The organism is Pararhodobacter sp. (assembly GCF_036802785.1).
GTDB lineage: Bacteria > Pseudomonadota > Alphaproteobacteria > Rhodobacterales > Rhodobacteraceae > Pararhodobacter.
The window spans coordinates 40,134-61,434 of sequence record NZ_DAIRVN010000020.1; the positions used below are offsets into that span (position 1 = coordinate 40,134).

The following is a 21,301-nucleotide window of genomic DNA, read 5'->3' on the forward strand; positions in this document are numbered from 1 at the left end:
GGAAACTGGAGGCGGGTACCGGAATCGAACCGGTCTTCACGGATTTGCAATCCGCTGCGTAACCTCTCCGCCAACCCGCCTCGCGCAGATGCGTCTAGGTTCTTACGCTGCTTTCGTCAAGAGCGGATCATGCCCGCGCGGGGTGCGGTGGCGCTGTGCCCGCGGGGCGGCTTCGCAGCAGGATCATCAGCAGGATGGCGATGTTCAGGCCGTTCCAGACGATGCCGTTGATGAAGGCCAGCCGGTAAGAACCCGTCAGGTCATAGATCCAGCCAGACATCCAGCCGCCCAGTGCCATGCCCAGAATGGTGGCCATGATGACAAAGCCCACCCGCGCGCCAGCCTCACGCGCGGGCATGTATTCGCGCACGATGATGGCATAGGCGGGTACGATGCCGCCCTGCGCAAGGCCAAAGACCATGCTGACGATGTAGAGCGAGGCAAGCCCGTCGAACGGCAGGTACAGAAACAGCGCCATCGCCTGAAGCGACGAGCCGATCAGCAGGGTCACCACCCCGCCCAGCTTGTCGGCCAGCAGGCCGGACACCACGCGCGAGACCACGCCACCCATCAGCATGAGCGCCAGCATTTCGGCCCCCACGGCGGGCCCGTAGCCCAGATCAACGCAGAATGCCACGATATGCACCTGTGGCATCGACATGGCCACGCAGCAGCCCAGCCCTGCCAGTGCCAGAAGCCACATCAATGCGCGCGGCGACCACGGGACGGCGCGGGGTGCGAAAGGGGATTTCTGCGCCTCAACGGTCATGCTGGTGGCGGCCAGACGGCGGCGTAGCAACAGCGCCAGCGGCACCATCGTCACCACCAGCACCAGCGCCAGCGCGGTATAGACCACGCGCCAGCCCTGCCCGGCCAGCGCAGGCGACAGCAGCATCGGCCAGATTGCACCGGACAGGTAGTTGCCGCTGGCGGTGATCGCCACCGCAATGCCCCGCCGCCGCCGGAACCACAGCGAGATATCGGCGATCAGCGGCCCGAAACAGGCCGCCGCGCCCAGCCCGATGATGAACTGCGCCAGTGCCAGTGTCAGTACCGTGGGGCTGAGGGCGGCCAGCAGAAACCCGATGCCAGAGGCCAGCGCCGCACCGATCAGCGCCGCGCTGATGCCATAGCGATCCACCGCGCGGCCGATCAGCAGGTTGCCCAGCGCAAAGCCCAGCATGGTCAGCGTATAGGGCAGCGCCGCATCGGCGCGGCCGATGCCGAACTCGGTCTGAACGGCGGGCATGATCAGCACGATGGACCAGTTGCCGACATTGCCGATCGTGGCAATGCTCAGCGAAATGCCAAGCCGGGTCCAGGAGGTGCGACTGTCGAGTGAATCGGTCATGGCGCGAGGTTAGGGCGCGGCGTGGCGCTTGCCCAGCGTGAAAGTGCACAGGTTAAGCGAAGCGTACCGCCCGGGCGGGTGGCGCGCTTTCAGCCCTGCCACCGGAGCCCGTGAAAACCCCGCGAAAAACCCTGCGTGCCGGATCAGCGGCGCGCGCGTACCATGCCCACAATCTCGAAACAGCGGTCCAGAATCGGCGTGGCGATGGCCTCGGCGCGCTCAGCACCCGCCCCCAGAATGCGGTCAATCTCGGACACGTCCTGCATCAGCTCCTGCATCCGCGTCGAGATCGGCGAAAGCGAGGCCACCGCCAGATCGGCCAGTTTCGGTTTGAACGCACCAAAACCCTGCCCTGCGAATTCGCTCAGCACCTCTTGCGGGCTGCGGTTGTCGAGGGCGGCATAGATATTCACCAGATTGCGCGCCTCAGGGCGGGCATCAAGGCCTTCCAGCAGCTCAGGCAGCGGCTCGGCATCGGTTTTTGCCTTGCGGATCTTCTGGGCGATGGTGTCGGTGTCATCGGTCAGGTTGATGCGCGACTGGTCCGAGGGGTCAGATTTCGACATCTTCTTGGTGCCGTCGCGCAGGCTCATGACCCGCGCCGCAGCACCCTCGATCACCGGCTCGGTGATGGGGAAGAAATCGGTCCCGTAATCATGGTTGAACTTGGTGGCGATGTCGCGCGTCAGCTCAAGATGCTGGCGCTGGTCCTCACCCACCGGGACATGGGTGGCGTGATAGACCAGAATGTCGGCAGCCATCAGCGCGGGATAGGCGTAAAGGCCCAGGGACGCGGCCTCCTTGTCCTTGCCGGCCTTGTCCTTGAACTGGGTCATGCGGTTCATCCAGCCCATCCGCGCGACGCAGTTGAAGATCCAGGCCAGCTCGGCATGGGCCGAAACCTGGCTCTGGTTGAACAGGATCGAGCGTTCAGGGTTGATCCCCGCCGCGATGAAGCCTGCCGCCATTTCGCGGGTGGCGTGGCGCAGCTTGGCAGGGTCCTGCCAGACGGTGATGGCGTGCATGTCGACGAGGCAATAGATGGTTTCCACCCCCTCATCCTGCTTCTCGACGAAACGCTTGAGAGCGCCCAGATAATTGCCAAGCGTCAGCCCGCCCGAGGGCTGGATGCCCGAAAAGATGCGGGGCTGGAACTGGGAAGCGGGGGCTGCGCCGGTCATGCCGTCACTCCGTAGTGGAAAACTGGTGTGATGTCGCTTATCGCTCGCTTGGCGGGGCGTCAACCAAGGCCGCGCGCCACGGAGAGAACGATGCAGGACCGAGACCAAGAGAACACGCCTGACGGGTTGCACGATCTGAACGCCTCACCGCTCAACCCGCTGCCCGGTGCCGTCTGGCTGGTGAGCGCGGTGATGGCCGGGGTTGAGCTGGTGCTCTGGGCCGGGGGGGCCGGGCTGATCGGCGGGCCGCAGGCACTCGGCTGGCGGCTGGCGGCGATCGAGCGGTTCGGGTTTTCCAGCGCGGTGCAGGGCTGGATGCTGGAAACCGCGCGCTACCCGGTGTCGCATCTGTGGCGCTATCCGGCTTTCGGGCTGATCCATGCCGGGCCGCTGCATGCCTTTTTCGTGGTGGTGCTGGTGGCGGCGCTGGGCAAATATGTGGCCGAGGCCTTTGGCGCGCGCGCGTTTCTGGTGGTGCTGGCCTTGCCGCCGATGCTGGGCGCGGTGGTGTTCGGGCTGGCAGTGGGCGACGACGCGCAGGGCTGGCTGCTGGGCGGGATGCCGATGGTCTTCGGGCTGGTGGGCGCGCTGACATGGTGGCGTTGGCAAAGTGCCGGGGATGCGGCGGGGCGGCGGCGGGCGTTCGCGCTGATCGGTGTTCTGCTGGCGGCGCGGCTGGGCTTTGGCCTGCTGGCGGAGACCGGGCAGGGCTGGGTCGCCGAAATCGCCGCCTTTGGTTTTGGCTTTGCGCTGGCGGCGCTGGTGGGGCCGGGCGGTTGGGCGCAGGTACGCGCACGGCTCAGGCACCGGTGAATATGGCGGCCGGGTGAGGGGGCTTTGCGCCCCCTCGGCGCTGCGCCCCCTCGGCGCTGCGCGCCTCACCCCCGCAGGATATTTTCAGACAGAAAATGAGGCGCGCGTGTTCAGTGCAGGGCGGCGCGGCCTGCGTTGCGGCCCGAGAACAGGCAGCCGCCGAGGAAGGTGCCTTCGAGCGCGTTGTGGCCGTGATAGCCGCCACCGCCGAAGCCCGCGCATTCACCGGCGGCGAAGAGGCCGTCGAGGGGTTGGTCTGCTGCGTCCAGCACCGCGCCGTCAAGGTTGGTGTGGATGCCGCCCAATGTTTTCCGGGTAAGGATATGCAGTTTGACCGCGATCAGCGGGCCTTGTGCGGGGTCGAGCAGGCGGTGGGGTTTTGCGGTACGGATCAGCCGGTCGCCCAGATAGGCGCGGGTCTGGCGCAGGGCGAGGATCTGGGCGTCCTTGGCGAAGGGGTTGTCCAGTTGCGCATCGCGCGCCTCGATCTGGGCGCGGATATGGGCAGGGTCCAGCGGGTGGTCGGCGAGGCGGTTCATGCCGGCAACCAGTGTTTCCAGATCATCGGCCACGATGAAATCGGCGCCATGTTCCTTGAAAGCTTCGACCGGGGCCGGAGCCCTGCCGCCGCCGCCAAGGCGCGAGGCGAGGACCTCGCGCCAGCCGCCGTCTGTCAGGTCTGGGTTCTGTTCGGAGCCGGAGAGCGCGAATTCCTTGCGGATGATGGCCTGTGTCAGGATGAACCAGCTGTAATCATGCCCGGTGGAAAGGATGCGCTTCAGGGTGGCGAGCGTATCGAAACCGGGCAGGCAGGGGGCTTCCATCCGCTGGCCGGTGGCATCAAACCACATCGACGAGGGGCCGGGCAGGATGCGGATACCGTGGTTGGGCCAGACCGGGCTCCAGTTTTGCAGCCCCTCGGTGTAATGCCACATCCGGTCGGTATTGATCAGCGCGGCACCGGCGCGGGCAGTGGTGTCGATCATCGCGCCATCGACATGGGCGGGCACGCCCGCGACCATGCGCCGGGGCGCGGGGCCAAGCCGGGCGGTGGGCCACTGGCGGCGCACGCGTTCCAGATCGCCGCCGATCCCGCCCGAGGTGACGATCACCGCATCGGCGTGATGCTCGAACCGGCCGGTGACACTACGGTTGGAGGGCTGGCCGCGCAAGGTATCGGTTGGTGCCAGCACCTCACCCGCCACGCCCGCGACGCGCCCGTCGTGCTTCACGATTTCGGTGGCGCGGTGGCGGAAGGCGAAGGTCAGGAGGCCCTGATCGTTGAGCGCGCGGGCGCGGGCGATGAAGGGTGCCAGAACCCCCGGCCCGGTGCCCCATGTGATGTGAAAACGCGGCACCGAATTGCCGTGACCATCGGCCAGTGCGCCGCCGCGTTCGGCCCAGCCGACCACCGGGAACCAGCGCATGCCCAGCCCGTGCAGCCATGCCCGCATCTCGCCCGAAGCGAAATCCAGATAGGCCTCGGCGGTGCGGCGGGGCCAGTCATCCTGCGGGCGGCTGAACTGCGCCGAACCCATCCAGTCTGACAGCGCCAGCGCGTGGCTGTCGCGGATGCGCAACCGGCGTTGTTCAGGCGTGTCCACCATAAACAGCCCGCCGAGCGACCAGAAGGCCTGCCCGCCGAGGTTCTGTTCGCCCTCCTGATCCAGCAGCAGCACCTTCTTGCCGCGCCCCGCCAGTTCGCAGGCGGCGACCAGCCCGGCCAGCCCTGCGCCCACCACGATGGCATCGGTGCGCGCCATGTCAGCGTGCCTGAACCTTGGCGGCATCGCGCGCCAGAGCCTCACGCGTGGCGCTGCGGCGGTACCAGAGGGTGATGAAGGTGGAGGTGATCACGATGAACAGGCTGTAGAGTACGGGGATCAGCAACACCTCCTGCTGCATGTCGCCCGCAAAGCTGAGCGTGATCACCAGCACCGCCAGCGGCCCGTTCTGGATGCCGGTCTCCAGGCTGATGGTGCGGGAGCGGTTGGTATCCTGCGCCAGACCGCGCGCAACCCAGTAGCCGAACAGCATGCCGACAAGCCCGATGCTGATGGTGGCAAAATAGACATGCACCGGCGTATCCAGCAAAAGCTGGTAGTTGCGCGGCACCCAGCTGCCGATCAGGAACAGGATCACCACAACCCCCATGAACGAGCCGATCAGCTCGATCGTGGCGCCGATATTGGCGTTGACCTTGCGCAGCACCATGCCCAGCGCAGTGGGCACCAGCAGCACCACCAGCACCTGCGCCACATTCGCCGCCGGGATCACATAATCCCCCGTCACCCCTGCCATGCCGCTGTAGAACGACAGAAGCAGTGGCACCATGACCACCGCCAGAATGGTGGAAACCGTGGTCATCATGATCGACAGCGCCAGCACGCCCTTGGAGAAATACGCAAAAATGTTCGAGGTGGTGCCGCCTGGCATGCAGGCGATCAGCAAAAGCCCCACGATCAGGGGCGGCGGCAGGTTCAGTGCCACCGCCAGCAGATAGCCCAGAAAGGGCATCACCGCGAACTGGCTTAGCAGGCCCACCAGAATGCCCTTGGGCTTGCGAAAGGCGATGAGGAAGTCGCGCGGGGTCATGGAGGCGCCCATGCCCAGCATGATCACCATCATCATGATGCCCAGAAGCGTGGTTTCGAGTTCCGTCAGCATGCGCTACCTTTCGCGGCAAATTCGGCCCGGACCTCGGCCTTGAGATCCTTGCGCAGGATCTTCCCGATGGGCGATTTCGGCAGCTCATCGCGGATGATCACCGAGCGCGGCACTTTGTAGCCGGTCAGAAGCGTCTTGCAGTGGGCGATCACGGCCTCAGGCGTCAGCTCACCCGTGCTGTCGGGGTTTCTGACGACATAGGCGCGCACGGCCTCGCCGGTGTTCAGGTCAGGGATGCCGACAACGGCAGCCTCAAGCACGGTGTCAAGCTTCGCCAGCGCCTCTTCCACCTCGTTGGGATAGACATTGAACCCCGAAACGATCACCAGATCCTTCTTGCGATCGACGATCTTCAGAAAGCCATCGGCATCCATCACCGCCACATCGCCGGTATAGAGCCAGCCATTCCTGAGGGTCTGCGCCGTGTCTTCCGGGCGCTGCCAGTAGCCCTGCATTACCTGCGGGCCCTTGACGATCAGCTCGCCCGGCTGGCCGTCCGGCACCGGCGCGTCGTCATCATCAACCAGCGCGATATCGGTGCCGGGAACGGGAATGCCGATGCTGTCAGGGCGCAGGCGGCCGGTCAGCGGGTTGAAGCTGACCAGCGGCGATGATTCGGTCAGGCCGTATCCCTCGGCGATGCGGGTGCCCGTTACCTCATCCCAGCGGCGGGCAACGGCCTGATGCAGCGCGGTGCCGCCCGCGATGGCCGCGCGCAGCTTTCGCGGGGGGAAGGCGGCGAACCACTCCTCGTTCATCAACCCGTTGAAAAGCGTGTTCACGCCGGTGATCCAGGTGACCGGATAATTCTCGATCGCGCGCTGGATATTCTGAACCGGGCGTGGCGAAGGGACCAGAATGTTGCGCGCGCCGATCTCGAAGAAGGTCATCATGTTCGCCGTGAAGGCGAAGATGTGGTAGAGTGGAAGCGCTGTCAGCACGCAATCCTCGCCCGACATATGCGAGCGGCCCATGGCCTGAACCTGCGCCAGATTGGCCAGAATATTGCCATGGGTCAGCATTGCGCCCTTGGCCACGCCGGTGGTGCCGCCGGTGTATTGCAGCAAGGCAAGATCTTCCGGTTTCAGCCATTCCCACCACTGGCGCGGGTCGGTAGCAGCGGCGCGGCCCTTGGCCAGCGCCTGCGTGATGCGCAGGACCGGCACGTCAAGCGCGGGCACCGGCGGCAATGTGCGGCTCCAGACCTTCTGAACGCCGCGCACCACCATCCCGGGGATACGGGGAAAGAACTCGGGCACGCCGGCCAGAACCACGGTGCGGATGCCGGTCTGCGGAATGACAGCCGCCAGCTTGTCGGCGAACATATCGACGATCACCAGCACCTCGGCGCCGGAATCGTTGAACTGGTGGATCATCTCGGCGGGCGTATACAGCGGGTTGGTGTTAACCAGAACGCAGCCCGCCTTGAACACGCCAAAGGCCACCACCGGATAGGGCAGGCCGTTGGGCAGCTGCACCGCCACCCGCGCGCCGGGCTTCAGGGCGCAGTCATGGCGCAGGAAGGCCGCGAAAGCGTCTGACATGGCATCGACCTGCGCGAAGCTGAGCGAGCCGTTCATGCCGTTGGGCACGACGCAGGTAAAGGCGATGCGGTCGCTGAAACGGGTGCAGGCGTCCTTGACCAGCGCGGCGATCGTGTCAAAACGCGGCGCGGGCAGTTCGGCTTCGACCTCGGCCCCATAGGCCGAAATCCAGGGCCGGGCCCCGGGTTTGGTTGCTGTCACATTGCCCTCCCAGACGTCTTCCCGGCGCATGACCGGGGAGAAAAGCTTAGCGTCCGCGCGGGCGGTCGCCTAGCCGGTTTCTGGCCAGACCCGCCCTGGCCGACAAGACCCGACGTCGCGTTAACCGCCTGCCGGGCTGGTGTGCACGAAAGGCACAGGGCATGAGCCATGTTATGCCGTGGCGGCGAAAGGGCGGCTCTTCCCGCTTGCCGCAACGCGGGATCACAGATAACGTCTGCCCCCAGCCGGGCATTGCCGCCCGGCCTGTACCTGCTCCCAAGGCTTTCATGTTAAAACGGATACAGGCGAAACTGAACATGCACCTCGCCCGAGACCTGTCGCCCGGTAATGCGGCCGTCCCGATCCGTTTCCACCCGGAACAGGGGCTGCGCGTTCTGATGCGGGTGCTCGCGGTTCTGGTGCTGATTCCGGCGCTGGCGGCCTGTTCGATGCCGCGGAGCGCGGCAATGCAGAGCGAGGTTCTGCGCGGAACGCAAAGCGAGGATTCCGATTATCAGGTGGTCGAAGTGACCCGCGCGGGGCTGACCGAGATCAACGCCTGGCCGCGCCCGGCCCGGTCGGTGCGCTATTCTTGGGTGACCACCGGCGCCAGTGCAACGACGCGGCTGATCCGGGCAGGCGACCTCATTTCGCTGGCAATCTGGGACAGTCAGGAAGCCTCGCTTCTGACGACGGTCGAGCAGCGCTTCGCCAATATGCAGAACATCAGTGTCTCCACCAGCGGGCGTATCTTCGTCCCTTATGTCGGCGAGATCACGGTGTCCGGCATGACCGCCGACGCCGCGCGCCGTGACATTCAGGACCGGATGGAAATGATTGTGCCCGACGCGCAGGTGCAGCTTTCGGTCGTGCCCGGCTCAGGCAATACGATTGATGTGGTGACCGGCGTGGCCTCCCCCGGGCGCATTCCGCTGACCGAGATCAGCCCGACCATTCTGACCGTGCTGGCCGAGGCGGGCGGGATCAACGCCAGCATGCGCAACCCGCTGGTGCGGCTTCAGCGTGCGGGGCAGGCCTATGAGATTCCGGCGCACCGGCTGTTTTCCGAGCCTGCGCAAGATATTCAGCTGCGCGGCGGTGACCGAATTCTTGTTGAGCCTGATCAGCGCAACTTCATCGCGCTGGGCGCGGCGGGGCGGCAGGAAGTGGTGTATTTCGAGCGCGAGGAAATCAGTGCGCTTGATGCGATTTCCACCATCGGTGGCCTGTCTGCGACACGCGCCGATCTGCGCGGGGTGCTGGTGCTGCGCGAATATGCGCAGGCCGATGTACGCCCTGAGGGCGCCTATCCGCGCAAGCCCTGGGTGATCTTTACCTTTGATCTTACCAATGCGGACGGCCTGTTCGCCGCACAACGTTTCATGATCCATCCCGACGATGTGGTTCTTGCAACCGAATCACCGGTTCCGGCCATCAGTCAGGTGCTCAGCCTGTTCCGCATCGTGCGCAACACGCTCTGAGCGTGGCAGCGGTGCCGGGGCAGGGCGTTCAGTTGACCGGCGCGGGCAGATACTGCTCAAAGGTGATGTTCTGCGCGATGCGGCGGGCCTGCGCCTCTTGTTCCGGGCTGCGGATTGTCCAGCACAGAATTGCCGCGCCCTGCGCCTTCAGTTCGGCCACGCGCGGGCGGGTCAGATCAGCCCATTGGTGTGAGATGAAGCTGGCGCCGGTGCGCTCGTAATCGGCGATGGCGGCAAGCGCGGCGCGGCGCGCTTCCAGCGCCGGGTTCTCCTGCGCCTGCGGGAAATCGCTGGCGGGGAAGGCATACGTGGTCAGGCCGCGCGCGATATGCGGCGCCGCCTCAGCCAGCGCGGCCACCGAATGCGGGTTGAACGACATCAGGGCCACGGGGCCTTCATAGCCCTCCAGCGCGTCGACGGCTGCACGTTCCAGCGCGCCGTCCACCGGGCCAAGGCTGCCGCTCTGATCCTTCACTTCGATCAGAAGCGGCACACGCCCGGCGACCGCGCGCAGAACTTCGGTCAGGGTCGGCATGCCCGTACCCGCGCCGTGGTTAAGCGCGATGGCTGCCAGTTCGGCCGCGCTCCGGTCCGCGACCGGGCCGGTTTCAGAGGTCATGCGGTCCAGCGTGGCGTCATGGAAAACCATGGCGATGCCATCAGCCGAGGGCTGGAGATCAATCTCGATCCCGTAGCCCGCTTCGACAGCAGCCTGCACCGCGGCGAGGCTGTTTTCAGGGCGGTTCTGCGTCAGATCATGCAGCGCGCGGTGGGCGATGGGGCGGGTCAGGAAGTCAGGGTGTAGCGGCGCGCGCATCAGACAATCTCGAACAGGGCTTCGATTTCGACGGCAACACCCAGCGGCAGCGAGGCCACACCCACGGCCGAGCGTGCATGCCAGCCCGTTTCGCCCAGCACCTCGACCAGCAGCTCGGAGGCGCCGTTGATGACCTTTGGCTGTTCGGTGAAATCCGGGGTGCAGTTGACGAAGCCCGTCAGCTTCACCACCCGCCGCAGCCGCCCGAAATCGCCGCCACAGGCCGCGCGCAGCTGCGCCAGAAGCGAAAGTGCACAGGCGCGCGCGGCCTCGGCGCCCTGTTCGGTGCTCAGGTCTTCGCCCAGTTTTCCCTTGATCAGCCCATTGGCGTCCTGGCTGATCTGGCCCGAGACATAGACCACTCCACCGCTCAGGACGTAAGGCACATAAGCGGCAGCGGGCGGCGGGGCCGGGGGCAGGCCCAGTTCAGCAAGGCGGAGGTCAATGGCATGAGGCATGGCGCGGGTCCTTCAGTCTGTTGCGTTCGCGGTGCTTTCGCGGGGCGAGAGTAACCACAGAGCGCTGCGGACGGAAAGGGCCTATGGCCCACCGGGCCCGGGACGGGGCGGCGTTCAGCTTTCGCGGAAGGCGCGGAACAGATGTTCAGACAGGGGGCGGGTAAGGTAATCCAGCGGGGTGCGATCGCCGGTGCGGATGAAGGCGTCAACCGGCATCCCCGGCAGCAGCGTATGCGCGCCCAGAGCGCTGCGCGCTTCAGTCGACAGGACGATCTCGGCGCGGAAATAGCGCTGACCCAGCCGTTCATCCATGAAGGCATCGGCAGAGACCATGGTGACCGTGGCGCGCAGGTCAGGCATATTGCGCAGGCTGAAGGCGGGAAACAGGACCGAGGCCTGCTGCCCCGGGAAGACCTGATCGATATCCCCGGGCATGATGCGCACCGACAGAACAAGCGGGCGGTCATCGGGCACGATCTGCAACAGCGGCTCTGCCGGGCGCAGAACCGCGCGCGGCGTGGTGATCTGAAGCCCGTGGACCCGCCCCGCCACCGGCGCGCGCAGCTCAAGCCGGGCGATGTGATCCCCCAGCGCGCGCCGCCGCTCTGCCAGCTCGATGATGCGGATGCCCAGTTCGCGTAACTCGCCCTCGGCCTGTTCGCGGCGCGTCGCTTCAAGCGTCACAATCTGCAGCGCAATCTCGGTGATGCGGCCATGAACCTGTGCGATTTCGGCGGTGATGGCCCCCAGAACCCCTTCAAGGCGGGCGGCCTCCCGCTGTAGCGCAGTGACCCTTGCGCCCTGCACAAGCCCTTGCGCCAGCAGGCTTTCCTGGGCGGCAAGCTCGGTCTGGACAAGAGTGGCCTCCCGCGTGGTGGCGCGGCTTTGCGCGGCAAGCCCGTCCAGCTGCGAAAGGTTCTGCTCGCGTCGCCGCTCAAGTTGTGCGATCTGCTGGGCGAGGGTGCCGCGCCGCGCCTCGAACAGGCGGCGTTGCCCCTCGGCAATCTCACGCGCATCGGCGCGGATGTTCATGGCGACCATAAGCGGAGGCAGGAAGTGCAGCGTTTCCAGCCCCTCGCGCTCAGCGTTGAGGCGGGCCTGACGGGCGAGCGCCTCAAAATACTGGCTTTCGACAATGGCCAGCTCGGACTCCAGCAATCCCCCCTCCAGCCGCATCAGTATCTGCCCGGCCTCCACCCGCGCGCCCTCAGCTACCAGAACGGCTTCGACCACACCGCCATCAGGGTGCTGGACCACCTGCAGATTGCGCTCAACCTCGACCTGCCCGCTGACCACGACGGCGCCGGAAAGGGTGGCCGTGACCGCCCAGCCGCCGAAACCGGCGATCAGCAACAACGCAGCCAGCGCCCCGGTCAGAAGGGGGCGCAGGGCCTGCCACTGCGCGGCGCCGCTCATTCGCCACCCCCGGCGGCAGCCGGATGGGCGCGCGGGGCATCAGCCTGCGGGCGCACCAGGTCGGTGTGGTTGCGCACCACCTGGCGCAACACCTCGTCGCGCGGGCCAAAGGCCGCCTGAACGCCGTTTTCAAGCACCAGAAGATCGTCGCATTCCTGAATCGCGGCGGGCCGGTGGGCCATGATCATCACCGAGGCGCCTTTGGCTTTCGCGGCCCGGATGGCCATGTTGAGCGCATTCGAGCCCTCGGCATCGAGGTTTGAATTGGGCTCATCAAGAACCAGAAGCACGGGATCGCCGTAAAGCGCGCGGGCCAGCCCGATGCGCTGCACCTGCCCGCCTGACAGCCGCCCGGCATGTTCGCTGATGCGCGTGTCATAGCCTTCAGGCAGGGCGACGATCATGGCATGCGCACCCGCAAGCCGCGCCGCCCGCACGATTTCTGCGGGGTCTGCCTCCGGGTCAAGGCGGGCGATGTTCTCGGCCACCGTTCCGTCAAAGAGAGTCACACGCTGCGGCAGATAACCAAGCAGCCGGCCCAGCGCATCCGGTTCAAACTGGTCAATCGCCACCCCGTCCAGCCGGACCTTGCCTGCAGCAGGCTGCCAGGCGCCGGTCACGGTGCGCGCGAGGGTTGATTTTCCGGCGCCGCTGGGGCCGATCACCCCCACGGCCCTGCCCGGTGTCAGCTCAAAATCAATCATGCGCAGCGCCGCCTTTGCCTCCCCCGGGGGAACGACGGTGACGCCGCGCACCGAAAGATGCGCGCGCGGGCGGGGCAGCGTCATGCGCGGGACCGGCGGCGGCAGCCCGGACAGCACCGCGCCCAGCCTGCGCCAGCTTTCCCAACTGGCCTGAAGCGCGCCCCACTGGCCCACTACCTGCTCAACCGGGGCAAGCGCGCGGCCCAGAATGATGGAGGAGGCGATCATCAACCCCGGGGTGATCTGATCGCGCAGCACCAGCCATGCCCCCAGCGCCAGCATCGCCGATTGCAGGAACAGGCGGAAGCTTTTCGTGGCGGTTGTGAAAAATCCCGAGCGGTCGCTGGCGGTGAGAGCGGCGCACAGCGCGGCGTGCCGGTTGATCTGCCAGCGGTGAAAGGCCGCGCCGCGCATGCCCAGTGCGCCCACCAGCTCTGAATCGATGCCGATCTGGGTGCGAAAGCGCTCTGCCTCATGCGTGGTATGGGCGGCCTGTTGCAGCGGCGGGTGCAGCATCCGCTGGTTGAGCAGGGCAAGCGCGACCAGAACCAGCCCGCCCCCCAGCGCAAGCCAGCCCAGTTCAGGGTGGAACGCGAAGATCAGGGCGATGAACAGCGGGGTCCAGGGGATATCGAACAAAGCGAGGAAAATGGGTGAGCCGAGCAACTTCTGCACCCCCTCAAGGTCTCGCTGAACCAGCCGTGCGAGGGGGTCGGCGGGGCGCAGCGCCTGACGTTGCAGCGCGGCATCGAACACCCGCCGGTCAAGCCTTGCCTGAAACGCGGCACCGATCCGCGCGGTGATGCGGCCACGCGCATGATCCAGCAGCGCCATCATGATGTAGAGAAACGCCACCAGCGCGAAGAGGGCCGTCAACGTCGCCTCGGACCGGGCGGCGAGCACGCGGTCATAAAGCTGAAGCATGAACAGAGGCCCGGTCAGCATCAGCAGGTTGACCAGCACACTGAATGCGAGCACCCCGGCGAGGAAGGGTGCGTTCCCCTGCCATACCGCCAGAGAAGGCCGGTCAGGGCTGGCAGCGCTTACTGATGGGGCATGTGTTGACATCGTCCGCTACCGGCACCTCCTGCAGCCCCGGCCGTGCGTGGCGGCGGTTGTCATCCCTGCCCCACGGCCTATACTTGCACGATAGGCGCCATTCGCTAGCAATCCGTAAATGTGTCAGGAGACATTTCGTGCCAGGAACGAGAAACCATTCCGCATTGTCGGTTTCGGGGCGTCTGGCCCTGGCCCTCGGCGTGGTGCTGGCATTGGCAGCGTGCAATCCGCGCCCTGCGGGGGTTGAGGTTCATGACCCGTTTGAAGCCACCAACCGCGCATGGTTCGAGACGAACCTTGCCATCGACACCGCTGTTCTGGGCGATTCCGCCGTGCGTTCGGACAGTACCCCGCGCAGGCTGGTGCGCAATTTCGGCAACAACCTGTCGATACCGCGCAGCGTGGTCAACAACCTGCTTCAGTTCCGCCCTGACCGCGCGATCGAGAACACGCTGCGGTTTGCGATAAATTCCACCGTCGGCATCGGCGGACTGTTTGACCCCGCCGGGCGGATCGGTCTGCATGGGCGGTGGAGCGATTTCGGGGAGACCCTGTATGTCTGGGGCGCGAATGAGGGGGCCTATGTGATGCTGCCCTTCTTCGGCCCGTCTACTGAGCGTGATGCGGCAGGGATGGTGGTGGATATCTTCCTTGACCCCTTCGGCTATCTGTTGAACGGGCGCGAACAGGCTGCCGTGGTTGCGGCGCGGCTGGCCGCACGGGTGGCGGACCGGGCGGAATACGGGGATATGATCGACGCAAATGTGATGCAAAGCGCGGACCCCTATGCGCAGGGCAGGCTTCTGTTTTTGCAGGGACGGCGTTATTATCTGGGGGAACAATCCGAACAGGAGTTCATTGACCCCTATGCTGACATCACTGATTGACCGACGGACGTTTCTGACCGGCCTCGCTGCCGGGGGCGTCCTTGCACTGGCAGGCTTTCCGTCCTTTGCCATGACGCAGGCAGAGGCGCGCAGCCTGATCGACAACGTCATGGCTGATGTGCATGAAATCATCAATTCGGGCCGCGCCGAGGCGCAGACGCTGCGTGATTTCGAGGGGCTGTTCAACCGCTACGGCGACATAAGGGTGATTGCGCAATCGGCGCTTGGCCCGCCCGCGCGCAGCGCCAGCGCCGCGCAGATGAGCGCCTTTACCGAGGCTTTCCGGGGCTATATGGCGCGCAAATACGGTCGCCAGTTCCGCCGTTTCACCGGTGCGCGGGCTGAGGTTACGGGCGCGCGGCAGGTGCAGAGCCACTGGGAAGTGATCTCGACCATGACGATGCGGGGCGAGGCGCCGTTCGAGGTGCGCTGGCATGTCTCTGACCGCAGCGGGCAGCACAAGTTCTTCAACCTGATCATCGAGGGCGTCAACCTGCTGGCCGCCGAGCGGCAGGAGATTGGTGCGATGCTGGAGCGGCGGGGCGGAAACATTGACCGCCTGATCCAGGATCTGCGGAGCGCGGGATGACCGGGCGCGGCGCCGTTCTTGCGGCGCTGCTTCTCTCTCCCCTGCCGGTTCTGGCACAGGAGGGCCGTTTTGAAGGCGACTGGGCAACCGGAGACCCGATGGCCTGCGATCTGAGCGGCCGCGATTCCATGAACTTCGCGCTTCGGTTCAGGGGGAATGTTTTGCGTGGGCTGGAATCAGAATGCCGGATGTCCAATGCGGTTACGGTCCCGGATATCAACGCTGTGTTGCAGGACGTGGACTGCATCGGTGAGGGTGATAGCTGGCAATATCGCGGGCTGTTCATGATTGACCGCGAAGATCAACTGGTGCTGATCGCGAATGACATCGCGCTTGTTTATCCGCGTTGTCAGGGCTACGCGGAGCCCGCAGCGGACTAAGCGGGCGTACCCGCACCGCTGCGCAAATAGCGGGCCTTGCTGGCCGCTCCGGGCGCGCGCAGCTTCTCCTCAGTTCCCCAGAATGCCGCCAAGAATGTCGCGGATAGCATCGCCCAGCCCGTTGCCCGGTTGCCCGGGTGCTGCGGGCTGCGGGCTGCTGGGCGGCTCAAGCATGGGGCGTTGGGGCTCGATCATGGGCAGCGGGCGCAGGGGCGTGCCCTGATGAACCCGCTCCATCGTCTCGCGCCAGATTTCGGCCGGAAGGCCGCCGCCGGTCACGCCGGTCAGGGGCGCGTTGTCATCGTTGCCCATCCAGACACCCACCACATAATCTGCCGTGAAACCGACGAACCACGCGTCGCGCGCGGCCTGGGTGGTGCCGGTCTTGCCAGCGGCCTGCCGCCCGTCAGGCAGCCGGGCGCGCCGCCCGGTGCCATAGGGGGCTTCAATAACCTGCGACATCATCCATGTCAGCCTGAGCGCGGCCTCTTCAGAGACGACGCGCGTGGTGATGCCGCCGCCAATGCCCATCAGCGGCTCACGCTCAGCCGCAAGCCGCAACGAGGTGAAGCCATAGGGCCGCACCGCGCTGCCACCGTTGAGGATGCCGGCATAGGCCGCTGTCATTTCCAGCAGGGTGGCCTCGCTCGAACCCAGCGCCAGCGCGGGCCCTTCAGCCAGATCCGAATGCAGGCCGAAGGAATTGGCGGCGCGGCGCACCTCTTCACGCCCCATCGCCTCGGAAATCCGCACGGCAGGAATGTTCTGTGACCGCGCAAGCGCCTCGGCCAGCGTCATCATGCCAAGGAAATCGTTGGTGTAGTTGCGCGGTGACCAGGGGCCGGAGCCCCGGATGTTCAGGGTCAGCGGCGCGTCTTCGACCACGTCATAGGGTTCATACCCCACCTCCATCGCCAGCGCATAGACAAAGGGCTTGAAGGCCGAACCGGTCTGGCGCTGGGCCTGCGTGGCGCGGTTGAACCCCCCCTCGACATAGGAGCGCCCGCCGACCATGCCGCGCACGGCGCCATCGGCTGACATCACCACAACCGCCGCCTCGGCCACCGACCCGTCGCGCACCTGCGTTGCAAAGACATGCGCCAGCGCCTCTTCGGCATGGCGCTGGATGCGCTGGTCAAGCGTGGTCTGAATCACCACATCCTCGGTGGTTTCGCGCGTCAGCCATGACGGGCCGGACTGCATGATCCAGTCGGCAAAGAAGCCCCCCGCGCGGCTTTGGGCCGCCTGCGACAGGGTGGCCGGATAGGCGCGGGCCTCAGCAACTTCGACCGGGGTCAGATAACCCTCACGCTCCATCAGACCGATCACCACGGCGGCGCGCTCCTGCGCGCGCTGAAGGTTGCGGGTGGGCGCGTAATAAGAGGGCGCGACCAGAAGCCCGGCCAGCATCGCGGCCTCGGAAGGACCGACCTGTGCGGCAGAGCGGCCGAAATAGCGTTGTGCGGCGGCCTCGAACCCGCGCGCACCGGCACCCAGGAAGGCGCGGTTCATATAGATGGTGAGGATTTCATCCTTGGTATAGCGCAGCTCCAGCGCGAAGGCATAGGGCATCTCCTGAATCTTGCGCCAGAGCGTGCCGCGGCGGCAATCGGCTTCATATTCGGCCTCGGTTGCCCAGATCTCGGGGTCATAGGCGCGGCCAAGACACAGAAGCTTTGCCACCTGCTGGGTGATGGTCGAACCGCCCGCACCGCTGAAAGCAGAGCGCCCGGCGCCCATATTGCTGCGGATCGCCCCGGCAATGCCGCGCGGGCTGACACCGAAGTGCCACCAGAAACGGCGGTCTTCGGTCGCAACGATGGCGTTGCGCAGATGCGTCGAGGCCGCGTCGGCGGTGATCAGGCCGCCAAAGGTTTCGCCGCGCCAGGCAAAGACCTGCCCGTCGGCATCAATCATCGTCACCGAGCCGCGCGCGCGACCGTCCAGAAGGTCGGTGAGCTGCGGCAGTGTGGAGTAGAAATACAGCGTCGCGCCCAGCAACAAAAGCGCCAGCACCGCGGTCACCCGCCAGGCGACACCCCAGATTACACGCCAGAAAAAGCCGAAGATGGCGCCGAAAAAGCGCGTGACGATATTGCCCTTGCGGGGTGCGCGACGGGGTCTGCGGGTGCCGTTACCGTTACCGTTACCGCCGCCGCCATTGCCGCCGTTGCCTTTGCCCGCACGCGTGGGTGCCGCACGCGCAGATGCGCGCTGATCCGCCACAAGCGGGGGTCGCCGATTGCCTGAACTCGCCATGGTTTTTGCCGCACTGCCCTGCCGTTATTGCGGCACAATACATGTCCTTGGTGCCTTTGTGGAGATGCCGGGCACCGCGATTCGCCTTCGTGAAGAGATTAAATTTTAATCATACGCCCTAATATGTGCAAAAAAACGGCATTAATCGCTGATTAAGCCCCCCTCAGCCAGTGCGGAATCGTTGCTCTTTGCGCTGGCAACGCCCCCTGATGACCACAGGACGTCCGCCGGGCGGCTTGTGAAATCAGGAAGAGGGGGCAAAACTCGTGAAATTCATCATCGCTGCAATCAAACCGTTCAAGCTGGAGGAGGTGCGCGAAGCGCTCACCGCCATCGGCGTGCGCGGATTGATGGTTACCGAGATCAAGGGGTTCGGCGCACAGTCCGGTCACACCGAGATCTATCGTGGCGCGGAATATGCCGTGAACTTCGTGCCGAAGGTCAAGCTGGAGATCGCGGTAAGCGATGCGCTGGCCGATCAGGTGGTGGACACCCTTCAGGCCGCAGCCAAGACCGGCAAAATCGGGGATGGAAAAATCTTCGTGCTGGACCTGGAGCAGGCACTGCGGGTGCGCACGGGCGAAGCCGGCGAAGACGCGCTCTGATCGCAATTCAGCAAAGGTTGACGGATATGAAACTGAAAAACTCCCTTCTGCTGGCGTCGGCTGCGATCATTGCGCCGCTGCTGGCTCATGCCCAGGACGCCGAGGAAGCGGTCGAAGCGACGGATGCGGTGGTCACCGCAGCGTCGCTCACGGCGCTCAATGTCGAGATGGTGTTCATCTTCAACTCGCTTCTGTTCCTGCTGGGCGGCGTTCTGGTTTTCTGGATGGCGGCAGGTTTCGCCATGCTGGAAGCGGGCTTTGTGCGCTCCAAGAACGTTACCATGCAGCTGACCAAGAACGTCGGCCTTTTTGCAATCGCGGCATTCCTGTACTACCTTATCGGCTTCAACCTGATGTATCCGGGCGATGGCTGGATGGTCGATGGCTGGCTGGGCGCCTTTGGCCCCACCGTGCTGGAAGCCGTGGGCATCAGTGCCGCTGACGCCGTTGACGTCGAATACGCCTCGGTCGGTTCGGACTTCTTCTTTCAGCTGATGTTCTGCGCCACCACCGCCTCGATCGTCTCGGGCGCACTGGCCGAGCGCATGAAGCTCAACGCCTTCTTCATCTTCGTGGTGGTGCTGACCGCGCTGATCTATCCGATTCAGGCCAGCTGGACCTGGGGTGGCGGCTTCCTGGATGCTGCCGGTTTCTCGGACTTCGCCGGTTCGACCATCGTGCACTCGGTCGGCGGCTGGGCCGCGCTGGTGGGCGCGCTGATCCTGGGGCCGCGGATTGGCAAATATGCCAAGGACGGCAAGGTCAACCCGATCCCGGGATCGAACCTGGCACTGGCAACGCTTGGCACGTTCATCCTGTGGATGGGCTGGTTCGGCTTCAACGGTGCGTCGCAGCTTGCGATGGGCACCATCGGTGATGTGGCCGATGTAAGCCGTATCTTTGCCAATACCAACGCTGCCGCCGCTGCCGGTGCTATCGCCGCGCTCGTCCTGACGCAGATCATGTTCAAGAAAGCCGACCTGACGCTGATGCTGAACGGCGCGCTGGGCGGGCTGGTGGCGATCACCGCCGAGCCGCTGACGCCCGGGCTGGGCATGGCCTCATTCATCGGGGCGGTCGGTGGCTTGGTCGTGGTCTTTGCGGTGCCGCTGCTCGACAAGCTGAAGATCGACGATGTCGTAGGCGCCATTCCGGTGCACCTGTTCGCCGGCATCTGGGGCACACTGGCCGTGGTGCTGACCAACAGCGACGCGTCGCTGGGCGCGCAGCTTTACGGGATCATCGCGATCGGTGTCTTCGTGGTGGTGGCGTCGGCGATCACCTGGCTGGTGATCAAGGCCATCATGGGCCTGCGGGTGGATGCTGAGGCCGAAGTTACCGGGCTGGACAAGACCGAGCTGGGCATGGAAGCCTACCCGGACTTTACCCGCGGCTGATCTGTCTGCCGCTGACCTGAAGGACACCCCGGGCATGCTGCCCGGGGTGACTGCTTTTTGTTCAACAGAAAAGGGGGGCTGTCTGCCCCCCCACGCCGCTTCGCGGCTCCCCCCGAGGATATTTTTGAACAGTTGAAATTCAGCGCTTGCGGATGGTGTCGCCGGGTTCCAGCCGGGGTGTCAGCTCGATCCGCAGCCCGCCGATCACTCCATCGACGCCCTTGCCCGCGATGATATGCGCAGCCTTCTCGCCAATCTCGCGGCGGCAGGCGTCTATTGTGGCCAGCAGCATGGGCAGCCCTTCCAGAAAATCGGTGCCGTTGAAACCGGCAAGGCCCAGTTGGCCCGGAATGTCATAGCCTTTCTCAAGGCAGTAGAGCAGCCCGCCTGCGCCGATCATGTCATTGGAGTAATAGAGGAAATCCAGATCAGGGCTGCGCTCCAGAATGGCCTGCGTCATCTCCCGGCCCTTCTTGAGCGCCGACCCGCCGGAATAGAATTCCGTATCCGCAACCTGCAACCCATGAGCCGCCAGCCCTTCGGTCAGCCCGTCAAGGCGTTTGCGGGCGCGATGGTCATCAGCCATCTTGGTGCCCAGAAAACCGATGCGGCGATAACCGGCGGCGACGATGGCGTCGGCCATCTGGCGCCCGGCGGCGCGATGCGAGATGCCGACCACGGAATCGATGGCGGGGCCGTCGATATCCATGATTTCCACAATGGGAATGCCGGCATTCTCCAGCATGGCGCGTGCGGCAGCGGTATGCTCCAGCCCCGCAAGAATTACCCCTGACGGGCGCCAGGACAGCATTTCATAGAGCACGTTCTCTTCGCGTTCGGGGGAGTAGTTGGTGACACCGAAGACCGGTTGCAGGCCGGAATCCTCCAGAGCGGCAGAGATGCCGCCCAGCACCTCGGGGAAGACCATGTTCGACAGCGACGGCACGATCACCGCCACCAGATTGACCTGCTGCGACGCCAGCGCGCCCGCGATCTTGTTGGGCACATAGCCCAGTTCGCGCGCGGCGATCAGGACCTTTTCGCGCGTCGCGGGCGAGACATCATCGCGGTTGCGCAGCACCCGGCTGACTGTCATTTCGCTGACGCCGCAGGCTTCGGAAACATCGCGCAGGGTCAGAGGGCGGCGCGGATCGGATGAGCGGGGGTGCGTCATGGCGGGCGAATCGCTTCCTTGGGTTCGGTGCGGGGGCCGTTCCGGGGTGCATCTGTGGCGCAAACGCGCCGGCGCTTGGGGCCGGGAGAGGCATTCCGAAAAAGGCGGTTCAATCTTTTGTATCGCCAATCCGCGCCTTGTCAAAGCCAGACTGAGTTTTGCGCCTGTGATGGTGCGCAGGGGGTGTTTAATGCGGCAACAGATCTTGCCTTGCGAGCGCTTTCTGGCCATTACAGGATTGTCTGGCCCCGTGGCTCAACTGGATAGAGCAGCCCCCTCCTAAGGGGCAGGTTACAGGTTCGAATCCTGTCGGGGTCA

General features: G+C 65.3%; 18 protein-coding genes and 2 tRNA genes. 8 read left to right on the plus strand and 12 right to left on the minus strand.

From position 1 onward, the window contains the following. Positions 1–6: 6 nt before the first annotated feature. From V7Q53_RS09270 to trpS, 3 genes are all read right to left on the minus strand, one after another. Positions 7–80, minus strand: a tRNA-Cys gene (locus V7Q53_RS09270). A 47-nt stretch (positions 81–127) separates the two neighbouring features. After that, entirely contained in the window at positions 128–1,351 is a 1,224-nt protein-coding gene (locus tag V7Q53_RS09275; RefSeq protein ID WP_333828255.1) for an MFS transporter, read from the minus strand. A gap of 143 nt (positions 1,352–1,494) precedes the next feature. Continuing rightward, on the minus strand, positions 1,495–2,532 hold the full coding sequence (trpS, locus tag V7Q53_RS09280) for a tryptophan--tRNA ligase (protein WP_333828256.1): 1,038 nt from the start codon (positions 2,530–2,532) through the stop codon (positions 1,495–1,497). Positions 2,533–2,622: 90 nt separating this feature from the next. On the opposite strand from trpS, the gene V7Q53_RS09285 reads away from it, so the two are divergent. Beyond that, entirely contained in the window at positions 2,623–3,345 is a 723-nt protein-coding gene (locus V7Q53_RS09285; protein ID WP_333828257.1) for a rhomboid family intramembrane serine protease, read from the plus strand. A 110-nt stretch (positions 3,346–3,455) separates the two neighbouring features. Here V7Q53_RS09285 and V7Q53_RS09290 read toward each other — a convergent pair whose 3' ends face one another. From V7Q53_RS09290 to V7Q53_RS09300, 3 genes are read right to left on the minus strand one after another with little or no spacing between them, the layout of a single operon-like run. Further along, positions 3,456–5,108 (minus strand): FAD-binding dehydrogenase, encoded by a 1,653-nt coding sequence (locus tag V7Q53_RS09290; RefSeq protein WP_333828258.1) that lies wholly within the window; start codon positions 5,106–5,108, stop codon positions 3,456–3,458. A 1-nt stretch (position 5,109) separates the two neighbouring features. Next, positions 5,110–6,012: a bile acid:sodium symporter family protein gene (locus V7Q53_RS09295; RefSeq protein WP_333828259.1), complete on the minus strand. Its 903-nt coding sequence runs from the start codon at positions 6,010–6,012 to the stop codon at positions 5,110–5,112. Beyond that, positions 6,006–7,757 (minus strand): AMP-binding protein, encoded by a 1,752-nt coding sequence (locus tag V7Q53_RS09300; protein ID WP_333828260.1) that lies wholly within the window; start codon positions 7,755–7,757, stop codon positions 6,006–6,008. The genes V7Q53_RS09295 and V7Q53_RS09300 overlap by 7 nt, the downstream gene beginning before the upstream one ends. A 317-nt stretch (positions 7,758–8,074) precedes the next feature. On the opposite strand from V7Q53_RS09300, the gene V7Q53_RS09305 reads away from it, so the two are divergent. Then, complete coding sequence (locus V7Q53_RS09305; protein WP_333828261.1) at positions 8,075–9,238, plus strand: polysaccharide biosynthesis/export family protein; 1,164 nt, start codon at positions 8,075–8,077, stop codon at positions 9,236–9,238. Positions 9,239–9,266: 28 nt separating this feature from the next. On the opposite strand, the gene V7Q53_RS09310 is transcribed toward V7Q53_RS09305, so the two are convergent. From V7Q53_RS09310 to V7Q53_RS09325, 4 genes are all read right to left on the minus strand, one after another. Further along, entirely contained in the window at positions 9,267–10,055 is a 789-nt protein-coding gene (locus V7Q53_RS09310) for a glycerophosphodiester phosphodiesterase family protein (protein ID WP_333828262.1), read from the minus strand. Continuing rightward, positions 10,055–10,513 (minus strand): RidA family protein, encoded by a 459-nt coding sequence (locus V7Q53_RS09315; protein ID WP_333828263.1) that lies wholly within the window; start codon positions 10,511–10,513, stop codon positions 10,055–10,057. Before V7Q53_RS09315 ends, V7Q53_RS09310 begins: the two co-directional genes overlap by 1 nt. A gap of 114 nt (positions 10,514–10,627) precedes the next feature. Beyond that, entirely contained in the window at positions 10,628–11,929 is a 1,302-nt protein-coding gene (locus tag V7Q53_RS09320) for an HlyD family type I secretion periplasmic adaptor subunit (RefSeq protein WP_333828264.1), read from the minus strand. Next, positions 11,926–13,701: a type I secretion system permease/ATPase gene (locus V7Q53_RS09325; RefSeq protein ID WP_333828265.1), complete on the minus strand. Its 1,776-nt coding sequence runs from the start codon at positions 13,699–13,701 to the stop codon at positions 11,926–11,928. The genes V7Q53_RS09320 and V7Q53_RS09325 overlap by 4 nt, the downstream gene beginning before the upstream one ends. A gap of 128 nt (positions 13,702–13,829) precedes the next feature. On the opposite strand from V7Q53_RS09325, the gene V7Q53_RS09330 reads away from it, so the two are divergent. From V7Q53_RS09330 to V7Q53_RS09340, 3 genes are read left to right on the plus strand one after another with little or no spacing between them, the layout of a single operon-like run. After that, a complete protein-coding gene (locus tag V7Q53_RS09330) occupies positions 13,830–14,579 on the plus strand; it encodes an MlaA family lipoprotein (RefSeq protein WP_333828266.1) in 750 nt (249 codons plus the stop codon). Further along, entirely contained in the window at positions 14,560–15,168 is a 609-nt protein-coding gene (locus V7Q53_RS09335; RefSeq protein WP_333828267.1) for an MlaC/ttg2D family ABC transporter substrate-binding protein, read from the plus strand. Before V7Q53_RS09330 ends, V7Q53_RS09335 begins: the two co-directional genes overlap by 20 nt. Continuing rightward, positions 15,165–15,548, plus strand: coding sequence for a hypothetical protein (locus V7Q53_RS09340; protein ID WP_333828268.1), 384 nt, complete (start codon positions 15,165–15,167; stop codon positions 15,546–15,548). The genes V7Q53_RS09335 and V7Q53_RS09340 overlap by 4 nt, the downstream gene beginning before the upstream one ends. Positions 15,549–15,617: 69 nt before the next feature. On the opposite strand, the gene V7Q53_RS09345 is transcribed toward V7Q53_RS09340, so the two are convergent. Then, complete coding sequence (locus V7Q53_RS09345) at positions 15,618–17,807, minus strand: transglycosylase domain-containing protein (protein WP_333828269.1); 2,190 nt, start codon at positions 17,805–17,807, stop codon at positions 15,618–15,620. A 266-nt stretch (positions 17,808–18,073) separates the two neighbouring features. Here V7Q53_RS09345 and V7Q53_RS09350 point away from each other — a divergent pair, with 266 nt between their 5' ends. Beyond that, complete coding sequence (locus V7Q53_RS09350) at positions 18,074–18,412, plus strand: P-II family nitrogen regulator (RefSeq protein ID WP_333828270.1); 339 nt, start codon at positions 18,074–18,076, stop codon at positions 18,410–18,412. Positions 18,413–18,438: 26 nt separating this feature from the next. After that, positions 18,439–19,809 (plus strand): ammonium transporter, encoded by a 1,371-nt coding sequence (locus V7Q53_RS09355; RefSeq protein ID WP_333828271.1) that lies wholly within the window; start codon positions 18,439–18,441, stop codon positions 19,807–19,809. Positions 19,810–19,948: 139 nt separating this feature from the next. On the opposite strand, the gene V7Q53_RS09360 is transcribed toward V7Q53_RS09355, so the two are convergent. Beyond that, entirely contained in the window at positions 19,949–20,983 is a 1,035-nt protein-coding gene (locus tag V7Q53_RS09360; protein WP_333828272.1) for a LacI family DNA-binding transcriptional regulator, read from the minus strand. Positions 20,984–21,227: 244 nt separating this feature from the next. Here V7Q53_RS09360 and V7Q53_RS09365 point away from each other — a divergent pair. Continuing rightward, positions 21,228–21,301 (plus strand) — tRNA-Arg (locus V7Q53_RS09365).